Annotated in this window: 15 protein-coding genes; 5 read left to right on the top strand and 10 right to left on the bottom strand. The window is 71.0% G+C overall.

Features of this window, described 5'->3' with window-relative positions:
* Positions 1-249 precede the first annotated feature (249 nt).
* The gene (locus tag AB0D08_RS13415) at positions 250-1,227 is read left to right on the top strand and encodes a helix-turn-helix domain-containing protein (RefSeq protein ID WP_051811959.1); all 978 of its coding nucleotides are present in this window, start codon (positions 250-252) and stop codon (positions 1,225-1,227) included.
* A 26-nt stretch (positions 1,228-1,253) separates the two neighbouring features.
* Here the strand turns inward: AB0D08_RS13415 and AB0D08_RS13420 are convergent, their stop codons facing one another.
* From AB0D08_RS13420 to AB0D08_RS13455, 8 genes are all read right to left on the bottom strand, one after another.
* Positions 1,254-2,021: a histidine phosphatase family protein gene (locus AB0D08_RS13420; RefSeq protein ID WP_051811958.1), complete on the bottom strand. Its 768-nt coding sequence runs from the start codon at positions 2,019-2,021 to the stop codon at positions 1,254-1,256.
* Positions 2,022-2,233: 212 nt separating this feature from the next.
* Positions 2,234-3,853, bottom strand: a complete 1,620-nt coding sequence (gene mctP / locus AB0D08_RS13425) for a monocarboxylate uptake permease MctP (protein ID WP_359888466.1) — start codon at positions 3,851-3,853, stop codon at positions 2,234-2,236.
* The gene (locus tag AB0D08_RS13430; RefSeq protein ID WP_033818924.1) at positions 3,850-4,113 is read right to left on the bottom strand and encodes a DUF3311 domain-containing protein; all 264 of its coding nucleotides are present in this window, start codon (positions 4,111-4,113) and stop codon (positions 3,850-3,852) included. Before AB0D08_RS13430 ends, mctP begins: the two co-directional genes overlap by 4 nt.
* Positions 4,114-4,312: 199 nt before the next feature.
* Positions 4,313-5,101, bottom strand: a complete 789-nt coding sequence (locus tag AB0D08_RS13435; RefSeq protein WP_033818923.1) for a GntR family transcriptional regulator — start codon at positions 5,099-5,101, stop codon at positions 4,313-4,315.
* 181 nt (positions 5,102-5,282) lie between these two features.
* On the bottom strand, positions 5,283-6,863 hold the full coding sequence (locus tag AB0D08_RS13440; RefSeq protein WP_033818922.1) for a glycoside hydrolase family 3 protein: 1,581 nt from the start codon (positions 6,861-6,863) through the stop codon (positions 5,283-5,285).
* A gap of 54 nt (positions 6,864-6,917) precedes the next feature.
* Positions 6,918-7,835 carry a carbohydrate ABC transporter permease gene (locus AB0D08_RS13445; protein ID WP_033818921.1) on the bottom strand — a complete coding sequence of 306 codons (918 nt, stop codon included), beginning with the start codon at positions 7,833-7,835 and terminating at the stop codon, positions 6,918-6,920.
* Positions 7,832-8,797 carry a sugar ABC transporter permease gene (locus AB0D08_RS13450; RefSeq protein WP_359888470.1) on the bottom strand — a complete coding sequence of 322 codons (966 nt, stop codon included), beginning with the start codon at positions 8,795-8,797 and terminating at the stop codon, positions 7,832-7,834. Before AB0D08_RS13450 ends, AB0D08_RS13445 begins: the two co-directional genes overlap by 4 nt.
* Before the next feature lie 173 nt (positions 8,798-8,970).
* Positions 8,971-10,284 (bottom strand): extracellular solute-binding protein, encoded by a 1,314-nt coding sequence (locus tag AB0D08_RS13455; protein WP_033818919.1) that lies wholly within the window; start codon positions 10,282-10,284, stop codon positions 8,971-8,973.
* 593 nt (positions 10,285-10,877) lie between these two features.
* Here AB0D08_RS13455 and AB0D08_RS13460 point away from each other — a divergent pair.
* The 3 genes from AB0D08_RS13460 (at position 10,878) to AB0D08_RS13470 (ending at position 15,357) form a co-directional block, all read left to right on the top strand.
* Entirely contained in the window at positions 10,878-12,185 is a 1,308-nt protein-coding gene (locus tag AB0D08_RS13460; RefSeq protein ID WP_033818918.1) for an extracellular solute-binding protein, read from the top strand.
* 162 nt (positions 12,186-12,347) lie between these two features.
* Positions 12,348-13,409, top strand: a complete 1,062-nt coding sequence (locus tag AB0D08_RS13465) for an SIS domain-containing protein (protein WP_033818917.1) — start codon at positions 12,348-12,350, stop codon at positions 13,407-13,409.
* A 430-nt stretch (positions 13,410-13,839) separates the two neighbouring features.
* Positions 13,840-15,357 (top strand): PAS domain-containing sensor histidine kinase, encoded by a 1,518-nt coding sequence (locus tag AB0D08_RS13470; RefSeq protein ID WP_033818916.1) that lies wholly within the window; start codon positions 13,840-13,842, stop codon positions 15,355-15,357.
* Positions 15,358-15,693: 336 nt separating this feature from the next.
* Here AB0D08_RS13470 and AB0D08_RS13475 read toward each other — a convergent pair whose 3' ends face one another.
* Positions 15,694-15,945 (bottom strand): WhiB family transcriptional regulator, encoded by a 252-nt coding sequence (locus AB0D08_RS13475; protein ID WP_014138019.1) that lies wholly within the window; start codon positions 15,943-15,945, stop codon positions 15,694-15,696.
* 369 nt (positions 15,946-16,314) lie between these two features.
* On the bottom strand, positions 16,315-17,286 hold the full coding sequence (locus AB0D08_RS13480) for a diacylglycerol kinase family protein (protein ID WP_033818915.1): 972 nt from the start codon (positions 17,284-17,286) through the stop codon (positions 16,315-16,317).
* Positions 17,287-17,336: 50 nt separating this feature from the next.
* Here AB0D08_RS13480 and AB0D08_RS13485 point away from each other — a divergent pair, with 50 nt between their 5' ends.
* A complete protein-coding gene (locus AB0D08_RS13485; protein ID WP_063794294.1) occupies positions 17,337-17,756 on the top strand; it encodes a hypothetical protein in 420 nt (139 codons plus the stop codon).
* Positions 17,757-17,887 lie beyond the last annotated feature (131 nt).

Genomic DNA, 17,887 nt, shown 5'->3' on the forward strand with positions numbered 1-17,887 from the left:
GGCCCGCCGGGGTCGGCCGGGTAGCCGCCGGGGCGGTGCCAGTTGTCCCGGCCGTGCCGGGAGGTGCGTTCCAGGTCGCGGCCGACCAGCAGGCCGAGCAGGCCGAAGCCCCCGACCGCGGCGGCCAGGGCGAGCACGCCCATCGATGCCGAAGAGTCCATGTCCTCCACTCTCGCGACACCCGGGCGCGGCCACGAGTGGCAGAAAAGACCACTTGCCTCGAAAAGCTGCCACCGGCATCCTGGGACCATGCTGAGCAACGTCGTCACCGTGGTGCTGGAGGAGATCCACCCCTTCGAACTGGGCGTCGCCTGCGAGGTCTTCGGCCTCGACCGCAGCGACGACGGCCTGCCGGTCTACGACTTCGCGCTGGCCTCGGCCCGCCCCGGACCACTGCGCACCCACGCCGGCTTCAGCGTGGACGTCCCCCACGGCGTGGAGCGGATCGCCGGGGCCGACCTGGTGATCGCCGCCGCCACCGGAATCCGGGACGAGTACCCGGCCCCGCTGATCGAGGCCCTGCGGGCCGCCGTGGCGCGCGGCGCCCGGGTGCTGTCGATCTGCAACGGAACCTTCCTGCTCGGCGCGGCCGGCCTGCTCGACGGCCGCCGCTGCACCACCCACTGGCGCCACTCCGACCTGCTCGCCGAACGCTTCCCGCTCACCACCGTCGAGCCCGACGTGCTCTACGTCGACGAGGACCCGGTGATCACCGCGGCCGGCACCGCCTCCGGCATCGACGCCTGCCTGCACCTGGTCCGCAAGCTCCAGGGACCCGAGGTGGCCCGCGGGATCGCCCGCCGGATGGTGGTCGCCCCGCACCGCGAGGGCGGCCAGGCGCAGTTCGTCGCCCGCCCGCTGCCCGCCGAGGACGGCGAGTCACTGGGCGGCCTGCTGGAGTGGCTGCGCCACCACCTGGACCGCGAGCTCACCGTGGAGCAGCTGGCCGCCCGCGCCCACATGTCGCCGCGCACCTTCGCCCGCCGCTTCCAGCAGGAGACCGGCACCACCCCGCACCGCTGGCTGACCGGCCAGCGGGTGCTGCTGGCCCAGCGACTGCTGGAGGCCACCGGCGAGCCGGTGGACGCGGTCGCGGCGCGCTGCGGCTTCGGCAACGCGGCCACCCTGCGCCACCACTTCGGCCGCCGGCTCGGCACCACCCCGCAGGCCTACCGGCGGGCGTTCGGCGGGACGCCGGCGCAGCAGCGGGCCCAGAGCCCGGTCTGACGCTCCGCGTCGGACCGGCCCGCGGCTCAGCCGGCCGGCTGATCGGGAGCCCGGTCCAGGTGGCCGGTGTCGTTCCAGCCGGCCGGCACCAGCCGGCCGTGCTCGGCCCGCCAGCGGCTGGCCGAGCAGTTGCGGACCGGCTCCAGGGCGAGCAGCTGCTGCTCGGTGAGGCGGTCCAGGATGTAGCGCAGCATCAGGACGGTGCAGTCGTGGGCGACCACCAGCACCGGCCGGCCGTCCTCCTCCCGGGCCAGGTCGGCCAGCAGGCTGCGCATCCGCAGTGCCACGTCCAGCCAGCTCTCGCCGCCCGGCGGCCGGTAGTGCAGCTCGCCCATCCGGCGGCGGCGGGCGGCCTCGGCGGGGTGCTCCTTGTCGATGGCGGCCTTGGTGAGCATCTCCAGGATGCCCAGCTCGCGGTCGCGCAGCCGCTCGTCCTGCCGCACCTCGGTGGTGACCGGCACCGCGCCGAGGCCGCCGGCCTGGGCGAGCGCGATCCGGGTGGTCTCGGTGGTGCGCAGGTACGGCGAGCACCAGACGCTGCGCGGCCGGTCGTCCGGCGGCAGCTCGGCCCACCAGCGGCCGAGCGCCCGGGCCTGGGCCTGGCCCCGGATGGACAGCGGGATGTCGGCGTCGCGGCTGGTGATCGGTACGGTCAGCGCGCCGGTCGCGTCGGCGTGCCGGAACTCCACATTGGCGGTCGACTCGCCGTGCCGGGTGGCGATCAGCAGCGAGGGCAGTCTGACGCCCTCGTGCCGGCCCCGGTGCCCGTTCAGGATGGTGCCCAGCTCTGTCATGGCAGCGTCTCCCCGTTTCCGTGTCTCTGCCCGGGACGAACGGCCCGCCACATGGATGATCACCCGATATGATCGCGCCGTCACCTCAAGTGCCGACCAGTGTCGACCGAGGCGACGGCGCGATCACAGGGCGCGTACGGCATTGCAGGGCGCGTGCCGGACTTCAGTGCGCCCCCAATGCCTCAGTGCGCCGCCTGTCCCGGTGCGCCGCCTCAGTGCGCCACCGCGGGCTGCGGGGCCTTCTCGATGGAGGGTTCCCCGGCGTCGGCGGTGTAGTCGCCCGGCGAGGTGGCGTCCAGCCCCTCGGGGGCCTTGGCCGCCCTCAGGACCAGCGTCAGCACCACGGCCACCACCAGGTTCAGCACGAACGCGGTCAGCCCGATGTAGCCGATCTCGCCGATCCCGGGGATCTCGGCCGAACTGCCGCCGAAGTGCTTGGTGGCGGGCGAGGACACCCCGTACGCCTTCCAGGTCCCGTAGACCATGCCCGCCGCCCAGCCGGCCAGCAGCGCCCAGCGGTGGAACCACCGGGTGAACAGGCCGCCGACGATCGAGACGAAGGTCTGCAGGATCCACAGCCCGCCCAGCAGCTGCAGGTTGATCGCGAACTGCTTGTCCATGGTCAGCACGAAGGCCAGCGCACCGACCTTCACCAGCAGCGAGGCGATCTTCGCGACCCTGGTCTCGTCCGCGGCGGTGGCGTCCGGCCGGATGAACTCCTTGTAGACGTTCCTGGTGAACAGGTTGGCCGCGGCGATCGACATGATCGCGGCCGGCACCAGGGCGCCGATCCCGATCGCGGCGAAGGCCACCCCGGTGAACCAGTCCGGGAACATGTCCTCGAACAGCTGCGGCACCGACAGCTGGGCGTTGAAGCCCTTCACGCCCTTGCCGACCCCGGCCGCGATCGCCATGAAGCCGAGCAGCGCCAGCAGGCCCAGCATCAGCGAGTAGGCGGGCATCAGGGCCATGTTCCGGCGGACCGTGTTGCGGGACCTGGAGGCCAGCACGCCGGTGACCGAGTGCGGGTACATGAACAGCGCCATCGCCGAGCCCAGCGCCAGCGTCGCGTAGCCCCACTGCGCCTTCGGGCCGGTGATCAGCGAGCCCACCGGGGTGCCGTCCGGCTTCTTGGCGGAGAACTTCTGCGCGGCCGCGTCGAAGACGTGCCCGTACCCGCCGAGCCGCATCGGGATGTAGATCACCGCCACGATGATCACGACGTAGATCAGGGTGTCCTTGACGAAGGCGATCAGTGCCGGCGCCCGCAGCCCGGAGGAGTAGGTGTACGCCGCCAGCACGCCGAAGGCCAGGAACAGCGGCAGGTCCTTCATGAACCAGTTCCCGCTGCCGCCCACCCCGAGCACGTCCAGCACCGCCTGGATGCCGACCAGCTGCAGCGCGATGTACGGCATGGTGGCCAGGATCCCGGTCAGCGCCACGGCCAGCGACAGCCCCTTGGAGCCGTACCGCCCACGCACGAAGTCGGCCGGGGTGACGTACCCGTGCACCCGGGAGACCGACCACAGCCGCGGCAGGAACAGGAACACCAGCGGGTACGCGATGATCGTGTACGGCACCGCGAAGAAGCCCGCCGCGCCCGCGCCGTAGATCACCGCAGGCACCGCGACGAAGGTGTACGCGGTGTACAGGTCGCCGCCGAGCAGGAACCAGGTGATCCAGGTGCCGAAGCTGCGGCCGCCCAGGCCCCACTCGTCCAGGTGCAGCGCGTCGTCCGCCCGGCGCCAGCGCGAGGCGAGGAAGCCCATCACGGTGACCGCCGCGAAGAACAGCAGGAAGACGGCGAGCGCGACGCCGTTGACGTCCTTCACCGCTCACCACCGCCCGCGGCGGCGGCCCGGCGGGCCTTCTCGTCCCGGTTGATCAGCAGGTACGCCCCGACGGTGAACACCGCCGACAGCGGCACCCACATCAGCTGGTACCAGTAGAAGAAGGGGACGCCGCCGAGCTCGGGCCCCTCCTTGGTGTAGGAGGCGACCCAGAGCATCGAGACGACGGGGACGGCCAGGCACAGCCCGGCGAGCACCCGGGCCGGGGAGACCGGCGGCAGTGCGGGGACTTCTGACGACATGTAGCGGCTCCGGCTGAAGAGGGCTCACCTCGTCGGCGCCGCAGCGCACATCACTGTCCGCCCGCCGAGCAGCACCTGTGGTGACCAGTAGTCAGTACGGGAGCGAAATGTAGGGCACGCAGTGACCTGTGTCACTGCTCATGACAGAACTTCTCGCGTGCCGGACGGACGGATCGGTCGAATCCGGGCAAATCGCCGACTACTCCGGGCGCTTGAGCCGGGTGATGAACTTGTACCGGTCGCCGCGGTAGATCGAGCGCACCCACTCCACCGGCCGGCCCTCGGTGTCGAAGGAGTGCCGGGACAGCTGGAGCATCGGCAGGCCCAGGTCGGAGCCGAGCAGGCCGGCCTCGCGCGGGTTGGCCAGGGTGGTCTCGATGGTCTCCTCGGCCTCGGCCACCGTCACGCCGTAGACCTCGCGCAGCGCGGTGTACAGCGAGTTGTGCTTGGCGAGGTTGCGGCGCAGCGCCGGGAAGCGCTTGGCCGACAGGTGCGCCACCTCGATCGCCATCGGGTCGCCGTTGGCCAGCCGCAGCCGCTCGATCCGCAGCACCCGGCCGCCGGGCTTGATGTCCAGCAGCGGGGCGAGCCGGTCGTCGGCGGTGATGTAGCCGAGCTCGATCAGCCGGGAGGTGGGCTCCAGCCCCTGGGCGCGCATGTCCTCGGTGTACGAGGTCAGCTGCAGCGCCTGGGCGACCTTGGGCTTGGCGACGAAGGTGCCCTTGCCCTGGATCCGCTCCAGCCGGCCCTCGACCACCAGCTCCTGCAGGGCCTGGCGGACGGTGGTCCGGGAGGTGTCGAACTGGGCCGCCAGGGCCCGCTCCGGCGGTACCGGCGTGCCCGCCGGCTGAACCTCCGTCAGCTGCAGCAGGTGCCGCTTCAGGCCGTAGTACTTGGGGATCCTCGCCGCCGTGTCGGTGGCAGGTCCGGACTGGGCCGGCACCGTGGTTCCTCCGGGGAGGTCCGCCGTGTCCCTGTCGCCGCTCATGGCCGCTCTCACTCCTCGCAGTGCAGCCGTCACCGGCTCCTCCATCGATCTATCAGCACATGGTCGCACGCGGGGGCCGGTCGGCGTGAGTTCCCTTCTGCAACCAAAATCCGGACGTCCCCGGCGGGAACCCCCGGCAACCGCCGGGGCACCCGCGGGGGACGGCAGGAACGGTAACGGATCAGCCCCACTGGGCGGTCGGCACCCCGAGCCCGGCGAGCGCCTCGGCGGCGGCGATCCCGCACACCCGGGACCCGCCGTGGGTGGCCAGCACGGTCACCCCGCGGGACCCGAACAGCTCGCCGAGGCCGTGCGCGGTGCCGATCTCGACCACCACCGCGTCCGGCCGGGCCTCGACCAGGGCGAGTGCGGCGCGGCGCATCCACGGGTGCCGGTGGACGTCGCGGACCACCAGCACCAGCCGGCGCCCGACGGCGGCGCCGAGCAGCGGCGCGACGTCCACCTCCGCGCCCTCGGCCGCGACCGGGACGTGCAGCAGGCCGGAGCCCTCCATCCGGGTGGCCGGGGCGCCGACCCGGGCCCGGGTGGTGCCGGGGATCAGCTCGGCGAGCGGCCCGGCCACGCCCCAGGGGGTCTCCTCGCCGACCGCGATGTTGGCGCCGGGGGAGAACTCCACCACGTGCGGCACCCCCTGGAGCGGCCGCAGCTCGCCGTGCACCCGCAGCGCCCGGCGGGCCGCGGCCAGGCCGATCCCGACCTCGCCGTGGGTGCCCGCCCGGGACCGGCGGACCGCCGCCGACCAGCGGGCCACGGCCCGGTTGCGCTCGGCGGCCCGGTGCAGCCGCTCGGCCGGCAGCCGGCCCTCGCGGACCGCCCAGACCAGCGCGTCGCGCAGGTACAGGAAGGCGTCCTCGTCGTGCAGGCCGCCGCCCACGCAGATGGTGTCGGCCCCGGCGGCGATGGCCTGGACGGTGCCGGAGGCCACGCCGTGGGTGCCCGAGATGGCGCCCATCTCGATGCCGTCGGTGACGATCAGGCCGTCGTAGCCGAGTTCGCCGCGCAGCAGGTCGGTCAGGATCGCCGCGGACATGGTGGCGGGCAGCTGCTCGTCGTAGGCGGGGAAGAGGATGTGCGCGGTCATGATGCTCTTCACGCCGGCCGCGATGGCGGCCCGGAACGGCAGCAGGTGCTGCTGGAACTTGTCCTGGCCCAGGTCGATCCGGGGCAGCCCGAGGTGCGAGTCGCCGACCGTGTCGCCGTGGCCCGGGAAGTGCTTGGCGCAGGCCGCGACGCCGGCCGACTGCAGGCCCCGCACGTACGCGGCGGTGTGCCGGGCGGCGAGCTCGCCGTCGTCGCCGAACGAGCGCACCCCGATGACCGGGTTGTCCGGGTTGGAGTTGACGTCCGCGCTCGGCGCGTAGTCCAGGTTGACCCCGACGCTGGCGAGGTCGAAGCCGATCGAGCGGGCCACCCGCTCGGTCAGCTCGACGTCGTCGACCCGGCCGAGCGCCAGGTTGCCCGGGTACGAGGAGCCGCTGGTCACCTCCAGCCGGGTGACGTCGCCGCCCTCCTCGTCGGTGGCGATCAGCAGGTCCGGGTTGAGCGCGTAGAGCTCCCCGGTCAGGCGGGCCACCTGCTGCGGGGTACGGATGTTGCGGCCGAACAGGGCGACCCCGCCCAGCTCGCCCTCGCCGAGTCTGCGGCGCAGCCAGTCGGGCGCGGTCAGGCCGGCGAAACCGGGCTGGAGGACCGCTCCGGCGTCCGTCAGGAGTTCGACGCTTTCCGTACCAGGAGTCGCCATGGTTCCTTCCCTGGGGGATGAGAAGTGCTGGAGGTGCGGTGGGGTGAGGAAGGGCTAGCCCTTGACCGCACCGGCGGTGAGGCCCGCCGACACCTTCTTCTGGAAGATCACGAACAGCAGGATCACCGGCACCGAGACCAGCAGGGCGCCGGCCATCTGCGCGCCGTAGTCCGCGCCACGGGTGGGGGTGGTGGCGTAGAAGGTCAGCCAGGCCATCGAGGTCTGCTTGCCGCCGCTGCTGAGCATGGTGTTGACGACGATGAACTCGTTCCAGGCCTGGATCCAGGTGTAGACCCCGGTGGTGATCAGGCCGGGCAGGGTGAGCGGCAGGATGATCCGGAAGAAGGCGCCCCACTTGGTGCAGCCGTCGACCATCGCCGCCTCGTCCAGCTCGGCCGGGATGTTGACGATGAACGAGCGCAGCGTCCAGACCACGTACGGCACGGTGAAGACCAGGTACGCGAGGACCACGCCGATGAGCGTGCTGGTCAGCCCGGCCTCGTTCATCACCACGTAGAGCGGGATCAGGATGGCCAGCAGCGGCACCATCTGGACCACCAGCATGGTGACGATGAAGAAGTTGCGGCCGCGGAAGTTGAAGCGGGCCACGCCGACGGCGGCCAGGAAGCCGATCACCAGGCCGAGCAGCACCGAGCCGAGGGTGATCACGGCGGTGTTCTGCAGGGCCGGCAGGAAGGCCTTGTCGTCGAAGATCGTCGAGTAGCTGTCGAACGAGAACGAGCTGGGCCAGAAGGTCGGGTCCTTGGAGATCAGGTCCCGGTTGGTCTTGAAGGTGGTGATGATCATCCAGTAGATCGGGAAGCCCATCACGGCGGCGAAGCAGATCCCGAGGGTGTTCCAGACCCAGGTCATCGCCCGGCTCTCACCGGTGGCGCGGACCTTGGCCCGGACCTTGGCGGTGGCCGCGGCCGGCTCGGCCTGCGGGGCCGGCTGTACGTCGAGGGTGGTCATCGCTCGTTGGCTCCGATCTTGAGCATCTGGCGGATGTAGAAGACCAGCACCGCCAGCATGAGGACGATCATGGCGATCGAGATCACCGAGCTGTCGCTGTACTTCGAGGCGACGATGCCCTTCTCGTACAGGTAGATCCCGATGGTCCAGTAGCCGTCCTCGGGGGAGGTGTTGCGCAGCGAGAAGATCTGCGCGAACACCTGGAAGTCCCAGATGAAGCTGAGTGCCGTGGTGACCAGCAGGAACGGCCGGATCACCGGGATGACCACGTGCCGGAAGGCCTGCAGCGGGCCGGCGCCGTCGAGCTTGGCGGCCTCCATCAGCTCCTTGGGCACCTGGGTGAGCGCGGCGTTGAGGCCGAGCACCAGGAACGGCAGCGCGCCCCAGATGATCACCGAGGCGCTGACCACGTAGAGGCCGACGGTCGGGTCGCCGAACCAGTCGTAGTGCTTGACCGACTCGTCGCCGGTGAGCAGGAAGCCGATGTAGTCGACGACGCCGCCGTTGCTGGCGAACAGCCAGCGGAAGACGGTGCCGCTGACCAGGGCCGGGATCGCCCAGACGAACATCAGCACGGTGATGACGGTGACCTTGACCCAGTTCGAGACCCGGTTCAGGAGCAGGGCGAACAGCATGCCCAGCACCATCGAGAGGATGACCAGCTCGGCCGTGAAGTAGACCGAGCGGAGCACGACCTGCCAGAACTGGCCGTCACCGAGGATCTTGCCGAAGCCGTCGAACCCGATGTACTTCCCGAGCGACGGGTTGACGATGTAGGCGTACCGGTTGATGTTCTGGAACGACAGGTCGAACAGTCTGAACAGCGGGTACGCCATGATCCCCAGCAGCACGGCGACCGCCGGCAGGATCAGCGCGTACGGGATGTGCCGGCCGGCCGCGAAGAAGCCGCGCGCCGCGGGCCTGGGCGCCGGGGCGGGCCCGGCCGTGTCGGACCGTGTCACGGCCTCGTTGGTAGTCGCACTCATCAGGGTCCTTCCCGGGCCCGCGGAACTGGTGGGTCCTGGCGCACGGGTGGGCAGTCCGCGGTTGCCGCGAACTGCCCACCCCCTCGGCGCTCAGTGTGTGCAGGCCCGGGGGCCCCGGCGGGCTCCCCAGGACGCTGCGGTCAGCCGGTTCAGCCGTTCAGGTCCTTGACGATCGTGTCCTGAGCCTTCTTCAGCTCGGCGGCCGGGTCGCCGCCGGCGGCGATCGCACCGAAGGCGTTCTTCAGCGCGGTCTCGTCGGCGCCGGACCACAGCGGCGAGTTCGGGATGAACCAGGTCGAGCCCTCGGCCGCGTCACCGGCGGCCTTGTTCTCCGGCTTGGCGGCCTTGTAGGCGGCGACCAGGGTCTTGTTGTTCGGGATCGCGAACTTGGCGAGCTCGGTCTGCTGCTTGGTGTTGGTGTAGATCTGCAGGAAGGTCGCGCCGAGGCCCGCGTTGGCCGCCTTGGCCGGGACGGCCAGGTCGGAGCCGCCGAGGAAGGCCGGGGTCGGGGCGCCGGCGGCGGTGCCCGGGAGGGCGATGGTGCCGAGCTTGTCGGCCAGCGACGGGTCACCGGTCTTCGGGTCGACGACCGAGCCGACCTCCCAGCCGGCGCCGATGATCGCGGCGATGTTGCCCTTGGCCATCAGGGCGTCCTGGGTGGCCTCGTCGGTGGTGGTGCCGCCGACCGAGAACTCCTTCTGCAGGTCGTTCCAGGTCTTGATGCCGTCGACGAACTTGGGGTCGGTCAGCGTGCCAGTGAACTTGTCGCCGTCCTTCTTGGCGATGACGTTCTTGACACCGAAGGTGCCGGCGCCGAACGCGGTGGCGGTGTACCAGTTCTGGCCGGGGATGTAGAGGGCCGAGAAGCCGGGCACGTTCGCGTTGGCGGCCTTGACCTTGGCCAGGCCCGCCTTCAGCTCGTCCAGGGTGGTCGGCGGGTTGGTGACGCCGGCCGCGGCGAACAGGTCCTTGCGGTAGATCAGCACGCGGGCGCCGGCGTAGTACGGCACGGCGTAGGTCTTGCTGCCGTCCGCGCTCTGGCCGGAGGCGGCCAGCGAGTCCAGCCACTTGTCCGAGTTGTCGAACTGGCCCTTGACGCCGGTCAGGTCGACGAAGGAGCCGGCCTCGATGTACTTGGCGGCCTGGGTGTTGCCGAGCTCCAGGGCGTCGGGCGCGTTGCCGGACAGCAGCGCGGTGTCGAGCTTGGTGGTGTAGTTGGTCCAGGTCTGCCACTCGATCTTCAGGGTGGCGCCGGTCTCGTCCTCGAACTGCTTCTTGGCCGCGTCGACAACCGCCGGCCAGCCCTTCTGCGCGTCGTCCATCAGCCAGACGGTGACGGTCTTGCCCTTGCCGTCCTTGCTGAGCGTGGCCTGCTTGGCGTCACTGCTGGAACCGGACGAGGAGCAAGCGGAAGCGACGAGCACGGTGGCAATGGCGGCCACGGCTGCGATCTTGCGGTTCAAACCATCCTCCATAGGGATGAGCAAGGAATGGCACCGGGCTGCCGGGCCTGCGCCCTGAGCGTCGTTGTGCCTGTGGGGGGATGTCACCGGATGGCGCGGATACGAACTGCCGCGGGCGGCGGTGCAATCCGTGCGGTGGAGTAGACCATTGGTTTAGACCAACGCCTGGAGATTGGCATGGACCAATGAAGGGCGTCAAGGGTTCCCCAGGCGTCGGGGCAAGCCGTTACCAACGCTTGATGCGACCGTGCACTGTCGGTGGCCAACGGGGGTTGGTCCGGACCAACATGGCTCGCAAAAGCCCCTGGAACGGGGCAAATTGACCGACCGGGCCGACGGTGGCCGCCGGACCGCCGATCGGCGGTCCGCCGGGCCCCGGTCCGGCGGGTGGTTCCTTAAGCCGGCATTAAAGGGTCCTCAACCGGCCCCTAAGCGGATTTCTTGACGCGCACCGCTCAGACTGGACAACGGGTCTGCAACGGAAGTCACTTGGGCCCCGTCGGCGCGTTGACGCCACAAGTGGTCTAGGCCAGGATCCGAGAAATCTGGTCTGTACCACTGCGCAGACCCCCGTCCGTCCCCGGAGGAATTGCGTGAAGCGTCAGATCCTGGCCGCCCTGAGCGCCGCCGCACTGCTGTCCACCGTCGCCGGCTGCTCCTCGGCCGGACCGGGCGGGGCGGCGGCCTCGGCGGCCACGGATCCGAAGAACCTCACCGGCAGCGTCACCGTCTGGCTGATGAACGAGGCCCAGACCACCTGGCCGGAGCTGGTCCAGCAGGTCAACGACGAGTTCGCGGCCAAGTACCCGAAGGTCGAGCTCCGGCTGAGCTACCAGACCTGGACCGACAAGATCGCCAACCTGGACGCCGCGATCAAGGCCGGGAACGCCCCGGACGTGGTCGAACTGGGCAACACCGAGACCATGAAGTACATCCTCACCGGCGCGCTCAACCCGGTGGACCGGACCACCTTCGAGAACTCGGACAGCTGGATCAAGGCCCTCACCGACACCTGCACCTACCAGGACAAGCTCTACTGCGTCCCGTACTACGCGGGCGCCCGGGTGGGCATCTTCAACTCGCAGCTGTTCCAGGACGCGACCGGCAGCGCGGAGGTCCCCAGGACCGAGGACGAACTGTTCGCGGCGCTCGACAAGATCCAGGCCAAGAACAAGGGCACCGCGGGATTCTCCGCGCTCTACCTCCCCGGCCCCTACTGGTACGCGGCGATGTCCTACGTCACGGCCTACGGCGGCGCCATCGCCCGCTTCGACAGCGCCGGCACCTGGCACGGCACGCTCAGCGACCCCAAGTCCCAGCAGGGCATCCAGCACTTCGTCGACCTGGTGAAGAAGTACAACCACGGCGACTGGAAGGTCAACGAGCTCAACCAGGCCAACGTGCTGGGCCGCGGGAAGGCCGCGATGCTGTACGGCAACGGCTGGGAGGTCTCGGTCGCCACCGCGGCGATCACCGGCGACCCCAAGCTGAAGGACACCGTCAAGCTGGCCGGCATGCCCGGCCCGAACGGCAAGCCGCTGCCCTCCTTCATCGGCGGCTCCGACCTCGCCGTCACCGCCAAGTCCCAGGCGCCCGCGCTCGCCGCGGACTGGATCCGGATGTTCACCTCCGCCAAGTCTCAGCAGATGCTGGTCGACAAGGACACCCTGCCGAACAACCTCAACCAGCTGGCCCCGCTGCGCTCCAAGCCCGCGACCGCCGCCGCCGCGAACGCGGTACCGGATGCCTGGTTCATCCCGATGGCGCCCGGCTGGGGCGCGGTCGAGAAGCAGAACGTGCTGGTCAACATGTTGAACGACATCCTCAAGGGGAAGTCGGTGGAAGACGCCTCCAAGGCCGCCGACGCGCAGATCGACCAGCTGATCAACAACCCGTCCTGAGACCGCGGCGGCACCCGTGCCCGGCGGGTGCCGCCCCCGTAGGATCACCGTGGACGCCGGCCCGACCGGCGCCCGCAGCGAGTGTGCGGACTCGCCGCCGTAGAGGTCCCCGCCGGGCAGCCGTCCGGTCGGGGTCGACCCATCTCATCGGAGGCACACCAGATGTCCGACCCTCACGCCCTCTCCCCGGCACCCGGCAGGATCATGGCGGCCGAGATGGCCGAGCAGCCGGCCGTCCTGCGGCGCATCCTCGACGAGGGCGCCCCGAAGATCCGCCGGATCGCCGCCGAGATCGCCGCCCGCGCCCCCCGCTTCTTCCTGCTCACCGGGCGCGGCACCTCCGACAACGCGGCGCTGTACGCGAAGTACCTGATCGAGGTCCTGCTCGCCAAGCCGGCCGGCCTCACCTCGATGTCCACCACCACCGCGTACGGGGCCCGGCCCGACCTGACCGACGTGCTGGTGATCACCGTCAGCCAGTCCGGCGGCTCGCCCGACCTGGTCGCCTCCACCAAGGCCGCCCGCGAGGCCGGCGCGATCACCCTGGCGGTCACCAACAACGCGGCCTCGCCGCTGGCCGAGGTCTCCGAGTTCCACATCGACGTCCTCGCCGGACCGGAGAAGGCCCTTCCGGCCACCAAGACCTACACCGCCGAACTGCTCGCCCTCTACCTGCTGGTCGAGGGGCTGCGCGGGGGCGACGGCGCGGCGGCCGGGGCGCTGCCGAGGCTGGCCGCCGGGGTGCTCGCCCGGCAGGCCGAGGTGAAGGCGCTGGCCGAGCGGTACCGCTTCGCCCAGCGGCTGGTGATCACCTCGCGCGGGTACGGCTACCCGACCGCCCGGGAGGCGGCGCTGAAGCTGATGGAGACCACCTACATCCCGGCCAGCCCGTTCTCCGGCGCGGACCTGCTGCACGGGCCGCTGGCCATGGTCGACAACGTCTCGCCGGTGATCGCGATCGTGCCGGACGGCAAGGGCGGCGAGGCGCTGCAGCCGGTGCTGGACCGGTTGCGGGGGCGCGGTGCGGACCTGGTGGTGGTCGGTCAGCGGGAGCAGGTGGACGCCGCGTCGGCGGGCTTCGTCCTGCCGGCCGGGGTGCCCGAGGAGGTCCAGCCGATCCTGGAGATCCTCCCGCTGCAACTGCTCGCCTACGAGGTCACCATCGCCCGCGGCCAGGACCCGGACGCCCCCCGCGCCCTCGCCAAGGTCACCGAAACCCACTGACCCCGGCCGGAGGCTGGGGGCGGAACTGCGCGCGGGTAGGTGCGGCGCCGCACTCTCCCGGTTTCGCGCAGTTCCCCGCGCCCCTTTCGTGGCTGGCCGCCTGCCCGCTCTGAGCGCCGCGCCGGAGGCGGAAAGCACTACGGGCCACGGCGCCGACACAGGACCCTCAACCTGTGCGGCACCGCAGCCCGGAGCTGTCGTCGGGCGCCTGGAGAGGCGGGAGTTGTGCGGGACTCCCACTCCGGCGGCGCCCGACCGAGGAGTCGCCTCGCGCGGTCAGGGCAGTGTGCGCGGGGGGCTTCTCCTTGGTGCGTCTTCATTGTGGACTAGACCAATCTGGGTTGTCCAGGGCAGGGCCGGAATTGGTCTGGACAACGCGGCGGGCTACTCCGGCAGGCCGCCGCCCGGGCCGGGTGACTAGGCTCGGGCTGTGCCCTCGCTGAACGAACTCGTCCGCCGCCACACCACCCTCACCGGTGCCGACGTGGAGTGGCTCCACCTGCTGGTCTCGGAGTGGCAGCTGCTCTCCGACCTCTCCTTCGCGGACCTGGTCCTGTGGATCCCCACCTGGGACGGCATCCGCTACGTCTCGGTGGCCCAGATGCGGCCCAACACCGGCCCCACCTCGTACCACGACGACATGGTCGGCCACCTCGTCCCGCGTGGCCGCCGGCCGCTGCTCGACGCCGCCTTCGACGAAGGCCGGATCGTCCGCGAGGGCGACCCGGAGTGGCGCGAGGAGGTGCCGGTCCGGGTGGAGTCCATCCCGGTCCGCCGGGAGGGGCGGGTGCTGGGCGTGATCGCCCGCAACACCAACCTGCTGACCGTCCGCACCCCCAGCCGGCTGGAGCTCACGTACCTGCAGAGCGCCTCCGACCTGGCCCAGATGATCGCGGCCGGCACCTTCCCGTACCCGGGGGAGCAGGTCGACATGGACGCGGCGCCGCGGGTCGGCGACGGCCTGATCCGGCTGGACGTGGACGGCGTGGTCACCTACGCCAGCCCCAACGCGCTCTCCGCCTACCACCGGATCGGGCTCTCCACCGACCTGGTCGGCAGCCACCTGGGCCGTACCACCGCCGAGTTGGTGCCGCCCTCGCGCGGCGCGGTGCACGAGGCGCTGGTCAAGATGGCCAGCGGCTGGGCCCCCCGGCAGACCGAGGTGGAGGCGCAGGGCGGCGTGGTGACGCTGCGGACCATCCCGCTCAAGCCCAAGGGCCAGCTCACCGGCTCGCTGGTGCTCTGCCGGGACGTCACCGAACTGCGCCGCCGTGACCGGGAGCTGATGACCAAGGACGCCACCATCCGGGAGATCCACCACCGGGTGAAGAACAACCTGCAGACGGTCGCGGCGCTGCTGCGGCTGCAGTCCCGGCGGATGGACTCGGACGCCGGCCGTGCCGCGCTGGACGAGGCGGTCCGGCGGGTCGGCTCGATCGCGATCGTGCACGAGACGCTCTCCCAGGCGCTGGACGAGCAGGTCGCCTTCGACGAGATCGCCGACCGGGTGCTGGCGATGTGCGTGGAGCTGTCCCAGGACGGCCGAGTGGTGGCCCGGCGCACCGGCAGCTTCGGCATCCTCTCGGCGGAGATCTCCACCCCGCTGGCGATGATCCTCACCGAGGTGCTGCAGAACGCCCTGGAGCATGCCTTCGGCCCGTCCGCCTCGGGAAATCTTGAGGTCAGCGCGTTGCGCGGGCGCGCCCCCGCGACCGGCATGGGCTGGTCGGACAGCTGGAACGGCGGGGCCAAGCCGGACGAGTACCTGCTGATCACGGTGCAGGACGACGGCAAGGGCGTACCGGAGGGGTTCGACCCCCAGCAGGGCGGCAACCTCGGGCTGCAGATCGTCCGCACCCTGGTGACCGGCGAACTCGGCGGCACCTTCGACATGGTCGCGGCGCCGGGCGGCGGCACCAAGGTGGTCCTGGAGATCCCGGTCCCGTAGCGGTGGGGCCGCTCGGGCCCCGCGGCAGGCGGTGGAGAGCGAAACGAGGCCCTGTCGACCGGGGGGGGGTGGGTCGACAGGGCCTCTCGACCCGCTCCGGCCGTCGGGGGGAGTCGGCCGGAACGGGGGCTCTGGGTGGCGCGACGCCCGCCCCGTGTGTTGCACACGGTGAGCGCCTGGGCTCCACGATATTGCTCTCAGTGAGCAGTATCAAGTGCCTGGGCCGCTCGCGTCGTGGGACCTCGCCGAGACGCGGTCCGTTGAGCGGAAGGCTCGGCCGTCCGATGCGGCGGAGCCCTTGATCATGGGTTGATCGGGTTGCTGCTTGACGATGTGTCAGGCGGTGCGGGCGCGGTTGCGGGCGGCACGACGCTTCATCGCGCGACGCTCGTCCTCGCTCATGCCGCCCCAGACGCCGGCGTCCTGGCCGGTCTCCAGCGCCCACTGCAGGCACTGCTCCATGACGGGACAGCGGCGGCACACGGCCTTGGCTTCCTCGATCTGCAGCAGAGCAGGACCGGTGTTCCCGATCGGGAAGAACAGCTCCGGGTCCTCTTCGCGGCAGACAGCGCGGTGGCGCCAGTCCATGGTCGTCCAACTCCTCCGGTCGCCGGGCTGTGGCCCGGCCGACACACTCGATGGCTTGTGAATGTGAACGCTTTCACGAATCCCGCAACAGCAAAAGGGACCAAAGGCCCATCGGGCCCGGGTGGTCTGTGCTGGGGTGGGGTTCCGGCTATCAAGGGATTCGCCGCGGCCACGCCCGTGAGGGCTGGTTCTCGCTGTCGCTGCGACGTGTCCCGATCGCCATGTAGAGGTTCGCAAACCTCGGGCTCGGATACAACCCCCTTCGGGGAGGAATTTTTGATTCTTCGGTGTCGCCTAGCTCACAGCCCGTACTTCTATGGGGTGAAGGGGGCTAGCGCGTTCGAGAAGAAGGGCGGGACCCCCTTCTGGTCACACAATCACACGCAGTGCCCGCCGAACGCCTGTGAAACTGACGCGACTCCTGTCTCCAAGGTGGTCCCCGTCGACCTGAAACGGGGCCGGTTCCTGTGAAACCAAGGTGAAGTGCCGGACGTCGTGATAGGAGACGACGTGCTTGCCGCTCGGCCCGGAGGCCTTGGCGGCCCCGTCCGCAGGGGCGTGCGAGCGCAGAATCTGACGGACCGTTCGAGCCGTGCCGAACGCCGTCATTCGAGTGATGCCGAAGACGTCGAGGTCGGTGTCGAAGGAGGCGGAGGGGGAGGGGAGCACCGGGCGGCTGCCCAGGTAGGTCCATGGCGAGGTGTTGGAGACTATGGCCAGGACCAGGCTCGGAACCGGCTCCTGCCCATGCATTTCCAGGGTGACGGGGCCCGAACGGCGATGTTCACGCTCAGTGACGTAGTGCCGGAGCGCCTGGTTCACGTACAGCGCGTGGGTGGACTTGCGCCCGGCCCGGCGCTGCTGCTCCACCCTGCCGACCACGCCCGCGTCGAAGCCGAGGCCCGCGGTGAAGGTGAACCAGCGGTCCGGCAGCCCCTCGGTCATCGCCTTGCCGAGCCCGATCGCCCGCTCCCGCCCGTGGGCCAGCGCGTCCAGCAGCGCGCCGGTCGCCTCCACCGGGTCGTTGGGCAGCCCGAGCGCCCGGGCGAACACGTTGGTGCTGCCCCCCGGCACCACCGCCAGCCGCGGCACCCGCTCCGAAGGGCCCTGCGCCAGCAGCCCGTTGACCACCTCGTTGACCGTGCCGTCGCCCCCCAGCGCCACCACCAGGTCCACCGCGCCCTCGGCGGCCGCGTCCCGGGCCAGGTCGCGCGCATGGCCCCGGTACTCGGTGTGTGCGACGTCCAGCTTCAGATCGCTGCGCAGCGCATGGGTGAGCACGTCCCGGGTCCTGGTGCTGGTGGTGGTCGCCTTGGGGTTCACGACCAGGAGAGCGCGCATGGCGCCAGCCTACGGGTCGGTACCGGAGGGACGGCGGTTACCCTGCTGGAGTGACCGCAGAATCCCCCGCTCCCGCCCCCGTGCCCGCCCGGCCCGCCCCGCTGCTGCTCGGCGCCGGTATCACCGTCCTGGAGGGCGTCGCCCTGGCCGGATGGGGCGTCTACGACCTCGTCGCCGGACTGGCCGGCGACCCGGCGGCGCTCGGGCGCAGTGAGGCCGGCGGCGTGGTGCTGCTGCTGATGGGCCTGCTCCCGCTGCTGGCCGGCCGGGCGCTGCTGCTCGGCCGCCGCTGGGGCCGCAGCCCGGCGGTGCTCACCAACTCGATCTGCCTGCCGGTCGCCTACTACATGGGGCAGTCCGGCGGTGCGATGGCCGGCGCCGCGGTGGCCGTCGCCGTGCTGGGCCTGACCGGCATCGTGGCGCTGCTCAACCCCAAGGTGACCGCACTGCTGTACCGCCCGCAGGACTGAGGCCCGCCCCCGGGCCCCGGGCCCGGACACGCCGACGGCCGGAGGGTTCTTCCCTCCGGGCCGGTGGGGTTGGCGGAGCGGGCCCACGGGTGCTAGTCGGGGCCGCCGGTGGGGGTGGAGGGGGGCGCGCG

The sequence above is a fragment of the Kitasatospora sp. NPDC048540 genome, from assembly GCF_040651175.1.
Taxonomy (GTDB): domain Bacteria; phylum Actinomycetota; class Actinomycetes; order Streptomycetales; family Streptomycetaceae; genus Kitasatospora.

What these genes read in the sequence shown, in the direction of transcription:
- AB0D08_RS13475 (WP_014138019.1), bottom strand. Translation starts at nt 15,945, where the DNA reads ATGGACTGGCGCCACCGCGCTGTCTGCCGCGAAGAGGACCCGGAGCTG.
- AB0D08_RS13465 (WP_033818917.1), top strand. Translation starts at nt 12,348, where the DNA reads ATGTCCGACCCTCACGCCCTCTCCCCGGCACCCGGCAGGATCATGGCG.
- AB0D08_RS13435 (WP_033818923.1), bottom strand. Translation starts at nt 5,101, where the DNA reads ATGAGCGGCGACAGGGACACGGCGGACCTCCCCGGAGGAACCACGGTG.
- AB0D08_RS13415 (WP_051811959.1), top strand. Translation starts at nt 250, where the DNA reads ATGCTGAGCAACGTCGTCACCGTGGTGCTGGAGGAGATCCACCCCTTC.
- AB0D08_RS13440 (WP_033818922.1), bottom strand. Translation starts at nt 6,863, where the DNA reads ATGGCGACTCCTGGTACGGAAAGCGTCGAACTCCTGACGGACGCCGGA.
- AB0D08_RS13430 (WP_033818924.1), bottom strand. Translation starts at nt 4,113, where the DNA reads ATGTCGTCAGAAGTCCCCGCACTGCCGCCGGTCTCCCCGGCCCGGGTG.
- AB0D08_RS13480 (WP_033818915.1), bottom strand. Translation starts at nt 17,286, where the DNA reads ATGCGCGCTCTCCTGGTCGTGAACCCCAAGGCGACCACCACCAGCACC.
- AB0D08_RS13445 (WP_033818921.1), bottom strand. Translation starts at nt 7,835, where the DNA reads ATGACCACCCTCGACGTACAGCCGGCCCCGCAGGCCGAGCCGGCCGCG.
- AB0D08_RS13420 (WP_051811958.1), bottom strand. Translation starts at nt 2,021, where the DNA reads ATGACAGAGCTGGGCACCATCCTGAACGGGCACCGGGGCCGGCACGAG.